Here is a 12,606-nt window from a genome sequence, read left to right on the forward strand (position 1 = left end):
ACGACCAGTACGCCCGCCGTCGCGGCGGCCCCCGACCATTGTTCCGTCCGCGCAGGATGTCCGCGTCCCGCGCCGATCCGATTACGTTTTGCCATGAAAATTGCCATTCTCGACGACTACCAGGACGCCGTTCGCAAGCTCGACTGCTTCTCCCTGCTAGCCGGTCACGACGTCAAGGTCTTCAACAACACGGTCAAAGGCGTCGGGCAACTGGCCGCCCGCGTCGGCGAGGCGGAAGTGCTCGTGCTGATTCGCGAGCGCACCGCCATCACCGCGCAGCTCATCGACAAGCTGCCGCGTTTGCGCATCATCAGCCAGACCGGACGGGCGGGCCATCACATCGACATCGATGCGTGTACCGCTCGCGGCGTCGCGGTACTCGAAGGCATCGGCTCGCCCACCGCGCCGGCCGAACTCACTTGGGCACTGATCATGGCTGCCCAGCGCCGGATTCCTCAATACGTCTCCAGTCTCAAACACGGCGCGTGGCAACAATCGGGCCTGAAATCGTCGAGCATGCCGCCAAACTTCGGTCTGGGGCAGGTGCTGCGCGGCCAGACGCTCGGCCTCTGGGGCTACGGCAAGATCGGCCGCCTCATCGCGGGTTACGGCCGCGCGTTCGGCATGGAAGTGATGGTGTGGGGCCGCGAGGGTTCGCGTGAAGCCGCCGCCGCCGATGGACTGCGTGTGGCGAACAGCAAGGAAGAACTGTTCACGCAAAGCGACGTGCTGTCGTTGCACCTGCGTCTGAACGACGAGACCCGTCATCTCGTCAAACTCGAGGATCTGCTGCAGATGAAGCCGACCGCGCTGTTCGTGAATACGAGTCGCGCCGAATTGGTGGAGGAGAACGCACTGATCACGGCACTCAACCGCGCCCGCCCGGGGATGGCGGCCATCGACGTTTTCGAGAGTGAGCCGATTCTGCAGGGCAACCCCCTGCTCAGACTCGAGAATTGCGTGTGCACGCCGCACATTGGCTACGTCGAGCGCGAAAGCTACGAGCTGTATTTCCGCGTGGCCTTCCAGAACATCGTCGACTTCCTGAACGGCGATCGCACGCACGTCGCGAACCCGGCCGCGTTGCTCGGCTTCGGACGCTAGCATCTGCCGCCCTGCCGCCATGGCGGCAGGGTGACGTGTCATTCATCGTAGCTACCTGATCGTATCCAGATGTCTCAGGAAGGTCTCGCCGTCCTGGCAGCCCAGCGCGAATGCGGGCGCCATCATGTCGGGGCGCGTGTAATCCCAACTCGAAATCGGCACGGGCACGGACGGCTGCACGTACAGGCGGTCCTGTGCGCCGTGATGCTGGGTGAAGATTTGCGGACGTGGATAACGCCGTGTCACCAGCACCAGCACTTGGCCCGGCGTGGGGTCGAGCGCGTCGACGGGTACGTTGTCGACCATGCCGCCGTCGAGCACGGCGCGTCCGCCGCGCCGCAGAATCGGCGTGAACGGCGGCGTGCATGACGATTGCAACATCAGATCGGCCAGATCCGCCGTCGTCCGGCAATCCTGCGCACGTACGAATTCGGGCGTGAAGCCGAGCTGCCGGGCAAGCGTCGGATGCAGCGTGCGACGCACGTGCTTGTCGATGTTGTAGGCCACCAGTCCGGCCGCCGTCGCGGTGCGCGGTCCGAGCCAGCGCGGAATGTGCGACACGCCGACGCGGATCTCCGGCCCGTCGGCGAGCTTGTCCAACTGGCCGTCATAGATATCGAGCAGCGCCTGCCGGTAGATGCGGTAATGCGGAAACACCCGCTCGCGGCGCAGCAGGTTCCCCCAGTAGGCGTTCTTGCGATTGTTCGCGAGCGCCTGACGGTAGTAATCCATCACCCAGTCCGACGCGCGCATCTGCAACATGCACGCCGTGGCTGCACCGGCCGATATCCCGGCAATGACACGCGGGCGCAGCGGGACGTCGCGCGACACGCGCTCCCAGAATCCCGCTTGCCACCAGCATCGGTTACCGCCCCCGGCGAATACGATCTGATCGAACACTTGGCCCCCTCGGCGATATCGTGCTCGCGACGCTGAACGCGTCGCGGCGGTGTTCTCAAAGCAGCGCGTACGTCGTCGTCGCGTGCACGGCCATCTTGCCCGACGCGTCGAGAATCTCGATCTCGCCGAACACCAGGTTCTTGCCGCGACGCAGAATCCGGGCGATCACACGCAAATCGCCGTCGGTCACCGGACGCATGAACTGCGTATTGAGCGTGACGGTCGTCATCGGCTGGAAGCCGCCGAGCGCGGCCGAGAGGGCCACCACCATCGCCGTGTCGGCGACGGCCATGAATACCTGCCCGCAGATCACGCCACCACCGTGCTTGAACGCGGCGTCGAACGGCAATCGCAATTCGCTTTGCTCCGGCCCGGTCGCCTCGATCTGCAGATTCAATTGCCGGACCCACGGCGAGACGAGTGCCTCGAGCATTTTCTGCGCTTGCTCCAGCTCCATCCTGACAATCCTCCGAAGTTCGTTGTGACGCCGATGATAGCCCCAAAACAACGACGCCACCCCGTCAAGGGTGGCGTCTGGGTCATGCGCCGGCGTCACTTGCGCGAACGGCAACCGCCGGCCGCTCATCCCTGAGTCTTGTCCTCGCGAATGCGTTGGCGCTGACGATTTTCGCGATGCTCGATACCGGCCTGCTCGCCGGCGCTCACGTGGCCGTGCTTGCCAGCGTGCGCTTCGGCGGCGTCGACGTGCGCTTGGCCCTGCTCGAGACTGCCGACCTGGCGGGTGTTCAACGTACCGGCGGCTTGTCCTTGAGCGATGTGCTTCTCTTGCGCGACGTTGCGTTGCACGTCAGCCTGCATGCGCTCGGACGACACCGACGCGGGATTTGCCACCCGGCCGTTGTGCTTGAGCCGCTCGATGTTCGCGCTTTCCTCGTTCTGGGCACGGGCGATGCGGGCCCTTTGGGCGGCCGTGTCACGGGTGCGATCGGCATGGGCCTGCATCCGGTCGATCGTCGCCTCGCCCTTCTCCAGACGCGAGGCTTCCTGTGTCGTCAGTTGACCGCGCTTCAACCCGTTTTCGATGCGTTGCTGCTGATTGATGTCGCGAACCGTCTCGCTCGGGGCGCTCTGCGCAAAGGCCTGCGCGGCGAACATGCCGCCGAGGGCGACGCCCAGGGCGCTGAGCAGCAGAGATTTACGGACGTTCATGATGGAATCCTTATTGGCGTTGGGTGTGCACTAAGAAAACCTGAACACGATCCGGGGCGGTGTGTATTCAGGAAGAAGGCGGCACTGCCATCGGCTGGCGGTGTCCTCATGCGGATTAACGGCGCCGGGGAGCGCCGCGCCGACATGCCGCGTGTAACCATGCAGTCCGAAAAGTAACCACTTGTAATCGGCGCGCCGGGTCCGATTCGGGCGATGCCCATGAAATCGCTCAGACATCCGCAGACAGCGTCGTAACGATTTGATACAGTGGTGCCCATTTGGCCGGTATGCCCTGTCGTGGCGCGTGCCTGCCATGACCTGTCAGCCCCCTTACGCGAACACGCGAGTCAAGAAGGAGCCTTCACCATGCAGAGCACCAGAGACGATCTCGGCAAACTGATCTTGCGCCTCACCCTCGGTATCCTGCTGTTGTTTCACGGCGTGAACAAAGTCATCAACGGCGTCGGCTTTATCGAGGGCATGATCACGGCGCACGGCCTGCCGAGCTTTATCGCCTACGGCGCCTATCTGGGCGAAGTGCTTGCTCCGATCCTGTTGATTCTCGGCGTCCTCACCCGCCTGGGTGGCCTGCTCGTGGTCGCCAACATGCTCATCGCCTTCTCGCTGGTCCACCTCGGCCAACTCGGCGACCTCGCAAAGACCGGCGGCTGGGCGCTGGAGCTGCAAGGCTTCTATCTGTTCACGGGCCTTTGCGTGATGCTCTTCGGGGCCGGCCGTTACAGCGTCTCAGGCGGGCGCGGCGCCTGGGACTGATCGAAAGACGAGACCTATCGGTTACCGAACGTCGCACGCACGGTCGCACCGATTGGCCTGACGGCCCGCCCTGTCGCACGTCGGCAAAGGCGGGCCGAGTCGTTTCGGACTATTGCAGGCGCGGGCGCTGGTAACGCCAGGTAATACAGCGGTTGCACTTTGCAACGTGTTCAGGCGGTGGATGACCTACTCTGAAGCTGCCAATTCCGCCAATTCCGGCAGTTCCGGCAGTATCCACAGGAGTCAACACCATGCGCAAACTGAAGATCGCCGCCGCGTCGGCCGTCCTCGTCGCCACATCGATGTTCGGCATCGCCCATGCCGCCGACGCCAACGCGCCGGCCACGGGTCCGCACGCCGCCATGCGCCACATGCGCGGAGAACACGGCCCCTGGGGGCTGGGTGACATTCGCAAGCTGCACGATCAATTGAAACTCAACGCGCAGCAAGAGCAAGCCTGGCAGCAGGCGGTGAGCACGTCGCAGCAGAATCGCGACGCGATGCGCAAGAACGGCGAGCAATTCCGCCAGATGTTCGCGCAGGCGAAGGATCAGCCTGTGCTCGATCTGGCCGGCATGCGCGCCGCCCGGGAGAAGGTCTTCGACGAGAACCGCCAGCTTCGCAACCAGACGGAAGACGCCTGGTTGAACGTGTACAACGGCCTGAACAACGACCAGAAGACACTCGTGAGCAGCGCCATCAAGGCACGCTGGACCAAGATGAAGGCCTGGCACGACAAGGCCATGCAGCATCGCGGCCGCATGCACAAGGGCGCGCCGCCGGCGCAACCGCCGGCCGGTCAGGCGCAGTAAGTATCGCAAGCGCGAGACACGTGTTCCCGGGCGCGCTTGCCCGGTGTGTCACGCAACGCCCGTCCCCTGGACCGATTCAGGGAACGGGCGTTTTTTTGTCGTGAAGCACGCGCGAATGGCGCCCGGCGGCGCAGCGCACACTGCGCCAGCGCTCAGGTCTCGCTCCAGCGTCGCAGCAGGTTGTGATAGCAGCCAACGAGCGTGCGCCGCGCCACCTCGTCTGCGTCCGTCGAATTGAGATGCTGGATCGCGGTATCCATGTCGAAGAGCAGCGAGCGCTGCATGTCGTCTCTCACAAGGCTCTGCACCCAGAAGAAGCACCCGACCCGTGCGCCGCGCGTGATCGGGTTCACGCGATGCAGGCTGGTCGCCGGATATAGCACCAGATCACCCGCCGCAAGCTTCACCTGATGCGCCCCGTATTGGTCCTCGATCACGAGTTCGCCACCGTCGTAGTCTTGCGGCGACGTCAGAAAGAGCGTGGCGGAGAGATCGGTGCGAATGCGCATTCCGCTGCCCGGTTGCAGACGAATCGCGCCGTCCACATGATTGCCGAAGTGCATGCCTTCGCCGTAGCGGTTGAACATCGGCGCGTAGACCTTGTTTGGCAACGCAGCGCTGATGAACAGCGGATTGCGCTCGAGCACGCCGAGAATCGCGTCGCCCAGTTCGCGCGCGACGGCCGAGCGCTCGTCGATCTGCTGATTCTGTTTGACGGGCGCCCCCTGATAGCCCGCCGTGGCCAGTCCGTCGACCCAGGCGTCGCCCGCGTTGTCGAGCGTTGTGCGAACCCGGCGCACCTGGTCGGCGCTGAGCACATTCGGTATGCGGAGCAACATCGGCGGGCGTCCCTCGAGAAAGAACCGGGCGCAAACGCGGCGACTCCGCCAGCGCGCGCCCTGTATTGTGCGTGATTCTGCGCCAGACCGGACGGCAGGACGGGGCAACGGTGTAACGGCCAACGGCGCACCGCCGATCGCCCCCGGTCCGGCGCCATCGACATCCTGTCAGAACCGGTAAGTGCCCGTGAGCAGGGCCGTGCGCCCGATACCGGGTGCCGCCCGTCCGCCGTCGGACGGAATCAGTGCGTCGAAGTAGGTTTTGTTGAACACGTTGAGCAGGTTCAGGCGAATGTCGTATTTCGGCTGATGGTAGGCGATGGTGGCGTCCCAGCGGGTGTAGCCGCCCACGCGAATCAGGTTCGTGTTCGCCGCGTAGCGCATCGACATGTAGTTCATGCCGCCGCCCACCTCCCAGTGGCCGAGCGTGTATGTCGACCAGAGCGTCAGCGAGTGACGTGGCGTGTTGGCCAGCACATGGCCCTGCGTGCCGTCGTTCGCCTGCAAGACTTGCGAGTTCAGGAACATGTAGCCGCCCATCACCTGCCAGTTCGACGTGATGTGGCCGGTGGCGCTCACTTGCGCGCCGCGAATGCGGACCTTGCCCGCGTTCGTATATTCGCCCGACGTGCCGGTCTGCGTGCGCGCGTTGTTCTGCGTGACCTGGAAGAGCGCGGTGTTGAGCGACAGAGTGTCGTCGAACAGATTCCACTTGCTGCCGACCTCGAACGATTCGTTCGTCGCGGGCGGCAGGGCTTGCGTGTTGTTGGTGACGGTGAGCGTTTCGAGCGACGGGTTGAACGACGTGCCGTACGAGAAGTAATACGACTGCGCATCGCTTGGCTGATAAATCACGCCCGTGCGCACGCTCGTGTAGTTGACCGTCTGCGTCGCGTAGCCCGGCTTGCTTATGGTGTTCGATAGCTGCGCCTTGTAGCGATCCCAGCGCAGCCCGCCGACGACTTTCCAGTGCCGGCTCAGCTCGATGGTGTCGTTCGCATAGAACGCGACCGTCTCGGCCGTGCCCTGGGCCAGATTGCCGGTGGTCGTCGTCACGTTCGGCAGATTCGCGTAATACGCCGTGCTGTTGGCCGGAATCCAGCCGAGGAAGCCCGTCGACTGCCCGGCGCCGGTACGCGAGTACGCCTGGTTCTCGTAGGTATCGCGGCCGATCTCCGCGCCGGCGATCAGGGTGTGCTTGAGCGGCCCGGTCGCGAACGTCTTCACGATGTCGGTCTGGTTGTAGAGCGACGTATCGGTGATCTTCCGGTCGTGGCTCTGCAACTGCACCCAGAGCTGATCGAGCGAATACGACGGAATACCCGCCGTCGGACCGACGGGCAGCGACGTGAAGCCACCGCTGCCGTTGGCGATGCCCACGGCATGCGGCGAGGTTTGAACGGCGTCGATGACGTAGCGGCTGTACTGCGTCTGGTTTGTAATCTTGAGACTGGCGTCGACCCGGTGTTCGATCTTCGCCGAGAGGCTCATGACGTCCTGTACCGTGCGGTCGCTGGTCAGGCCGTAGAACTGGTGCTTCGAGATCGGCAACGGACTGCCGTTGTAGCCCACCGTGCCGTAATCCGCCAAATCACGGTTGTGCTCGACGAGTGCCGAGAGCGTGATCTGCGTGGGCGTGCCGATGCCCAGCTTGAGCGTGGGCGCGACGCCCCAGTCCTGATTGTTGATGACGTCGCGCGTCGTGTGGATGTCCTGCGCAAAGCCGTTGATCCGAAACGCAGCGGTATCCGAGAGCGGATGATTGAAATCGAACGAGCCGCGATACCGGTCGTTCGTGCCCAGGGTGCCGGAGACTTCGTTGAGCGGCTTGAGATTCGCCTGCTTGCTCACCTGATTGATGATGCCGCCGGTCGAGCCTCGTCCGAACAGCATCGACGACGGCCCTTCGAGCACCTCGATGGAATCCAGGTAGAACGTGTCGCGATAGTATTGGCCGCGATCGCGAAACCCATCGAGATAGATATCGGTGCGCGCCGCGAAGCCGCGCAAGTTGATGTTGTTGCCGATCTGCCCGCCCTCGGCGCCGCCCAGGGTGATGGCCGGCGAATTGCGCAGCGCATCGGCAAACGACGTCGCCCCCTGCGCCTGCATGACCGCCTTGTCGATCACGGTGACCGATTGCGCAATGTCGCGAATCGCCGTAGGCACCTTGCCGCCTACGGTCGAGACGTCGCGCTGATATTCGTCACGAATCGACGTGCCGGACACCTCGGTCTGCGGCAGCGCAGCGGAGGGCGCGTTGGCGGGGGCAGCGCTCTGCGCAGTGCCGTCGAGCGTTGCCGGAACGGCGCTCTGTGCCATGACCGGTGAGGCATAAGTCATGGCGAAAGGTGTGGCGAAGAGCGCCATCATCGACAAAGCCAGCGGCGTGCGTTGCATCATGATCGGTTTTGGAGTGCGTCGTGGTCGGAATACGGGAGAATCGTGCCGACGGATAACGCGCCCAGACGAACGCAACCTTCGCAATCCCGGTCGTCATCCTCGACATCGAGTGCGAATATAAATAGGAATGATTTGCATTACAACAAATTTACGCGATGGCAATGCGGTGAGGTTCCGAACGATCGCGCAACGCGTTGCGCCATACCGGCACCAATACGGTGCGCGCGATTCGTAAGGTAATGAAAGCACGGCGATTGCTGTGTCGATCTCTGCCCGAGGCCGGTCCCGACCGGTCCCGTTCGACACCCACAACCGAGGGTTTTCCCTAGGACCAATGACGCAACGACGCAACGATAGCTCGACGATGGCACGACGTCTCGCCGTGCCAGCGGATCGGTTGTGCAGGTGATTTGCGGCGCCGGACGCTGCGATGCGGTGACGGACGACGCGACGAAAATGGCAACACGCGACGCGGTGCCCACTAAAACGGCAACCGCGGCAGGAAGGCTTCGATCTGGCGTGACACCCACAATATCGTGCGAATTTCTCAGGTATTTCCGACGGAATTCATACACGTGTTTATACTTGGGTCTGCAATACAAAAGGCATTCGGCCGGAGCCTCCCCCGGAACGGCCTCGGCGTCTCGTCCGGCCCCGATGGCAGCAGGTGCTGCCTTCCGGATATGTTGGCTTGGTTCGACGACATCATGAAATTCGCTACACCGGCGCAACGCCCATGGGGTGGGGCCGGTGCAGCCTATTTGCCGTCCAGGGACAATGCAAGTCACCAGATCGCTCTACCTGCTCGGACCGATGCGTGTCGAACAAGGCAAACAGGCCTGCGCCGTGAAATACACGAAAGCGCGCGGCCTGCTCGCCTATCTTGCCCTTCAGCCGGGCTTTCACACGCGCGGCGCGCTCGCCGATCTGTTCTGGCCCGATGAAGACGGCCAGGGCGGTCGTGACAAGCTCAAGCGCATGCTCTTCCATCTGCGCGACACCCTCGGCGACGAACTCTTCGAATCGGACCGTCAAGTCGTGCGTCTGCGTCCCGAAACCGGTCTCTGGATCGATGCGCACGTGTTCTCGAGCGTGATCGAGCAGGCGAACCGTGCGCTCGACGCCGTAACCGGCCTGGATCTGGCCGCCCATCTCCAACATCTGGCCGATGCGGTCGCGCTCTACCAAGGGCCATTCCTGCACGGGCTATCGGTACGCGACACGCCCGATCTCGAACAGTGGATCGAGCTGCAACGCGATGAATATCAGCGCCGACGTGTCTTTGGCGAACGGTTGCTCGCCGACGGGTACGCGCGACTGGGCGACCTCGATCAGGCACTCGCCCATGCACGCCAGCTCGTCGCGCTGGCCCCGTTCGACGAATCGGGCTGGCAGTGCCTGCTCGCGCTGTTGCTGCGCGTCGGCCGCCGCGACGAAGCGCAAGCCGAGTACGGCCGCCTGTGCGAGATCCTTCTCGAAGAACTCGGTGAGGCACCGGGCGAAGCACTCACGCAGTTGCTGCAGACGCCGACTGCCAGCATGGAACAGCGTGCCACCGGCCCCGAGCGTCGCCAATTGACGGTCGTGGCCATCGAACTGGCGCCCAACGGCATCGACGATCCCGATCAACTCGTGGGCACGTTGCGGCCCCCGCTCGTGCAGTGCGAGACGATGCTGCGTCAGTCGTGGGGCTATACCGTGCGCACGCCGACGGGCGGGCTGCTCGGCTATTTCGGATACCCCACCGCGCTCGAAGGCGCCGGACGTCACGCCGTCGAGGCCGCCATGCGCTGCGCGCAGGCCAGCACCGCACGTGTCGGCGTCGGGGTGGGCGTTCACACCGGACTCGTCATCAGTTCGGCGGCCGACGACAGCCCCGATACCGCAGGACGTGTCTCGCGCTCGGCCACGCAGCTCGCCGAGATGGCACTGCCCGGCGAAGTGCTGATTTGCGACGCCACCCAGCGCCTCATCGGCGTGGTCATTGCCACGACGGCGCATGGCAGTGTGCGCGAGCGCCACGCCAATCGCGAGATTCCCGTGTTTCGCGTCAATCCCGATCCCACGCCGGAGCGCCGTTCACGCCGCCGCGCGGCCATGCTCTTCGGCCGCGACGCCCCGCTCGCCGAACTCGCCGCCCTGCACATCGCGATGCGCGATGCCAGCGCCGCGCAGGGCATGTTGGCGCTCGTGATCGGCGAAGCCGGTATCGGCAAATCGGCACTGGTGCGTCATTTCATCGAGACGCGCGGCCTGCGCGCGATCGAACTGGCCTGTGCCCAGGACGGTGCCGGCACCCCGTTCCATCCGATCGCGCGCTGGCTGCGCACGCAATCGGCCACCGATGCCTCACAACTGCCTCAACCCGCCATGTTGGCTCATCGGCGCCTGCGCGCGTTGTTCGACATGCAGGCCGACGGCAATGTGCCGCACGCGTGGAAGCAGGCGGTACTCGACGAAGCACCGGCCCTGCTCGCGGCCCTGCTGCCCGACGGCGGGGTAATCACGTTCGACGACGCCCACTGGGCCGATCCGTCCACCCAGGAATTGCTGGCGCTCATGGCGGAAGATCCGCCGGGCGGGCGTTTGTTGATGGTGTGCGCGCGGCCCGAGTTCGAACTGCCGTGGTGTCATACCGTGCGTTTGCGCCGAATCGATCTGGCACCGCTCGACGCAGGTGCGGCAGCGTCCATCGTGCGCGCAGCGACGCCGCGCGTGGCACTCCCCGCCGCCATGCGCGAGCGCATCGCGCATCTGGCCGAAGGCGTACCGCTGTTCCTGCAAGAGCTGGCACGGGCCACCGCCGCACAACAGGGCGGGCGCGGGTCCGCCGGCGCAATGCCGATGCCGGCAAGCCTGCAGGAACTGATGATGGCGCGCATCGACGCTGCGGGCAGCGCCAAACCGGTCGCCCACTTCGCGTCGTGCCTCGGCCCGGCGTTTCAGGCCGAAGTGCTCGCCGCCGCGAGCGGTCGTTCGATGGCGCTCGTCGAGCGCGCCCTCGACACGCTCGTCGCCTGCGCGCTCATACAGCGTCAAGACGGTGGCCGCTATGTCTTCCGTCACGCGTTGCTGCACAAGGCCGCCTACGATGCGCAGCCGCAGGAACGCCGTCAGGACGCGCATCGCCGCATCGCCCTCGCCATGCGCGAACACGATGCGACGTCCGTGCAGACCGAACCCGAAGTGCTCGCGTGGCATTTCCGTCAGGCCGACGAACCGGACGCCGCCATCGAGCACTATCGTCTCGCGGGCGAATACGCGACGGGTCGTCAGGCGTTTCGGGAAGCGTGCGCCCACTACCAGAGCGCGCTCGACGTCTTGCGACAAACGGGCACCGGTGCCCAGACGGCGCAGCGGGAGCTGCAACTGCGCATGGCGCTCGGCGTACCGCTCGTCTCGCTGCACGGCTACGGCTCGGAGCCGGCGCGTCACAACTTCGAGACGGCCCTCGCGCTCGCGCAGCCGATGGGCGACGACGTTGCGCTGTTCCCCGTCTACTGGGGATTGTGGCTCGGCTCGAGCTCGTGGAGCGACTTCAACCGAAGCATCGAACTCGCGCGCAAACTCATTCTCATCGCGGACCAGGCGGGCGCCGCACCGTTGCTCGCCCACGCCTACTATGCACTGGGTAATAGCCTGTGTTGCCACGGCGACTTCCACGGCGCCGTGACGGCGCTCGAAACCGGTCTCTCGCATTACCGCCCCGAACACGCCGACACCGGCCTGGGCGAAGACGCCCGCATCACCGCGCTGTCGTTCCTCTCGTGGGCCTACTGGTTCACCGGTCGCCACGACGCGTCGCTCGCGGCCAGCGAAGAAGCGCTGGCGATGGGACGCCGGCAAGGCCGTCGCTACTCGTTCTCGTTCGCCCTGGTGTTCGCCGCGATGTTGCGACGGCTGCGTCGCGAGGTCGCCTCTGCCGAAGCACTGGCCGGTGAGGCCACCGAAGTGGCCTCGGAGACCGGCGTCGCGCTCTGGGCGCTCGCCGGCCAGACCATTCGTGGCTGGGCGCTTGCCTCGCGCGGCGACGTCAGCGGCCTCGAGCGCATCACCGACAGTGTGGGACGGTTGGGCGAGATCATGGGCGGCGTCGAAGGCATCTTCTTCGGGTTGCTGGTGGAAGCGTGCGTCGGCACGGGCGACACCGCGCTCGGGCTGCACGCGGTGGAGCGCGGTGCCCACGTGGCAGCGCGGCGCGGCGACGCCCATTGGCAAGCCGAATTCCTGCGCCGCAAAGGCGACTTTCTGCGCGCGGGCCATCACCCCGACGACGCCGTACGTCCGTGGCTCGAACACGCGCTGCAGATCGCGCGGGCGCAGGCGTCGCCGATGCTCGTCCTGCGCGCGGCGCTCAGTCTGTTGCGCCTGAGCGGTGGCAACGCACCCGGCGACGCCGAATGCGTCGCACTGCTGCGCGAAGCGCTCGACGCGTTGCAGGGCGGCGAAACGCTCGCAGACGTGCAGGAGGCACGTGCCATGATCGCCGAAGTGTCCGCACGCCGGCCAACACGCCGCACCGCGTAGCGGCGACAACCGATCGATCGGGCATCGGCACGTTCGCGTCGCGGCAGCGCCGCGCTCGGATTCCCTGAATAGCCGCT

9 protein-coding genes are annotated in these 12,606 nt (G+C 65.1%); 4 read left to right on the forward strand and 5 right to left on the reverse strand.

Translation table 11 applies throughout. From position 1 onward, the window contains the following. Positions 1–93 precede the first annotated feature (93 nt). Positions 94–1,104 carry a D-2-hydroxyacid dehydrogenase family protein gene (locus ACE3UG_RS04655; protein WP_374620294.1) on the forward strand — a complete coding sequence of 337 codons (1,011 nt, stop codon included), beginning with the start codon at positions 94–96 and terminating at the stop codon, positions 1,102–1,104. A gap of 51 nt (positions 1,105–1,155) precedes the next feature. Here the strand turns inward: ACE3UG_RS04655 and ACE3UG_RS04660 are convergent, their stop codons facing one another. The 3 genes from ACE3UG_RS04660 to ACE3UG_RS04670 form a co-directional block, all read right to left on the reverse strand. After that, entirely contained in the window at positions 1,156–2,004 is an 849-nt protein-coding gene (locus ACE3UG_RS04660; protein WP_374620296.1) for a patatin-like phospholipase family protein, read from the reverse strand. Between the two features lie 55 nt (positions 2,005–2,059). After that, complete coding sequence (locus ACE3UG_RS04665) at positions 2,060–2,461, reverse strand: PaaI family thioesterase (protein WP_374620298.1); 402 nt, start codon at positions 2,459–2,461, stop codon at positions 2,060–2,062. Positions 2,462–2,586: 125 nt separating this feature from the next. Next, the gene (locus tag ACE3UG_RS04670) at positions 2,587–3,174 is read right to left on the reverse strand and encodes a hypothetical protein (RefSeq protein ID WP_374620301.1); all 588 of its coding nucleotides are present in this window, start codon (positions 3,172–3,174) and stop codon (positions 2,587–2,589) included. A gap of 366 nt (positions 3,175–3,540) precedes the next feature. Here ACE3UG_RS04670 and ACE3UG_RS04675 point away from each other — a divergent pair, with 366 nt between their 5' ends. Then, positions 3,541–3,948 (forward strand): DoxX family protein, encoded by a 408-nt coding sequence (locus ACE3UG_RS04675; protein WP_374620303.1) that lies wholly within the window; start codon positions 3,541–3,543, stop codon positions 3,946–3,948. 251 nt (positions 3,949–4,199) lie between these two features. After that, the gene (locus ACE3UG_RS04680) at positions 4,200–4,760 is read left to right on the forward strand and encodes a periplasmic heavy metal sensor (protein ID WP_374620305.1); all 561 of its coding nucleotides are present in this window, start codon (positions 4,200–4,202) and stop codon (positions 4,758–4,760) included. A 152-nt stretch (positions 4,761–4,912) separates the two neighbouring features. Here the strand turns inward: ACE3UG_RS04680 and ACE3UG_RS04685 are convergent, their stop codons facing one another. Next, positions 4,913–5,599, reverse strand: a complete 687-nt coding sequence (locus tag ACE3UG_RS04685) for a Fe2+-dependent dioxygenase (protein WP_374620307.1) — start codon at positions 5,597–5,599, stop codon at positions 4,913–4,915. Positions 5,600–5,767: 168 nt separating this feature from the next. Next, positions 5,768–8,002, reverse strand: a complete 2,235-nt coding sequence (locus tag ACE3UG_RS04690) for a TonB-dependent receptor (protein WP_374620309.1) — start codon at positions 8,000–8,002, stop codon at positions 5,768–5,770. A gap of 777 nt (positions 8,003–8,779) precedes the next feature. On the opposite strand from ACE3UG_RS04690, the gene ACE3UG_RS04695 reads away from it, so the two are divergent. Continuing rightward, entirely contained in the window at positions 8,780–12,529 is a 3,750-nt protein-coding gene (locus tag ACE3UG_RS04695) for a BTAD domain-containing putative transcriptional regulator (RefSeq protein WP_374620311.1), read from the forward strand. The last annotated feature ends 77 nt before the right edge of the window (positions 12,530–12,606 follow it).

Origin of the sequence: Pandoraea sp. (assembly GCF_041919235.1) — a bacterium.
Taxonomy (GTDB): Bacteria; Pseudomonadota; Gammaproteobacteria; order Burkholderiales; family Burkholderiaceae; genus Pandoraea.

Bases quoted from the DNA above. Each gene is read 5' to 3' on its own strand.
- ACE3UG_RS04685 (WP_374620307.1), bottom strand. From the start codon at position 5,599: ATGTTGCTCCGCATACCGAATGTGCTCAGCGCCGACCAGGTGCGCCGG.
- ACE3UG_RS04670 (WP_374620301.1), bottom strand. From the start codon at position 3,174: ATGAACGTCCGTAAATCTCTGCTGCTCAGCGCCCTGGGCGTCGCCCTC.
- ACE3UG_RS04690 (WP_374620309.1), bottom strand. From the start codon at position 8,002: ATGATGCAACGCACGCCGCTGGCTTTGTCGATGATGGCGCTCTTCGCC.
- ACE3UG_RS04695 (WP_374620311.1), top strand. From the start codon at position 8,780: ATGCAAGTCACCAGATCGCTCTACCTGCTCGGACCGATGCGTGTCGAA.
- ACE3UG_RS04680 (WP_374620305.1), top strand. From the start codon at position 4,200: ATGCGCAAACTGAAGATCGCCGCCGCGTCGGCCGTCCTCGTCGCCACA.
- ACE3UG_RS04655 (WP_374620294.1), top strand. From the start codon at position 94: ATGAAAATTGCCATTCTCGACGACTACCAGGACGCCGTTCGCAAGCTC.
- ACE3UG_RS04665 (WP_374620298.1), bottom strand. From the start codon at position 2,461: ATGGAGCTGGAGCAAGCGCAGAAAATGCTCGAGGCACTCGTCTCGCCG.
- ACE3UG_RS04675 (WP_374620303.1), top strand. From the start codon at position 3,541: ATGCAGAGCACCAGAGACGATCTCGGCAAACTGATCTTGCGCCTCACC.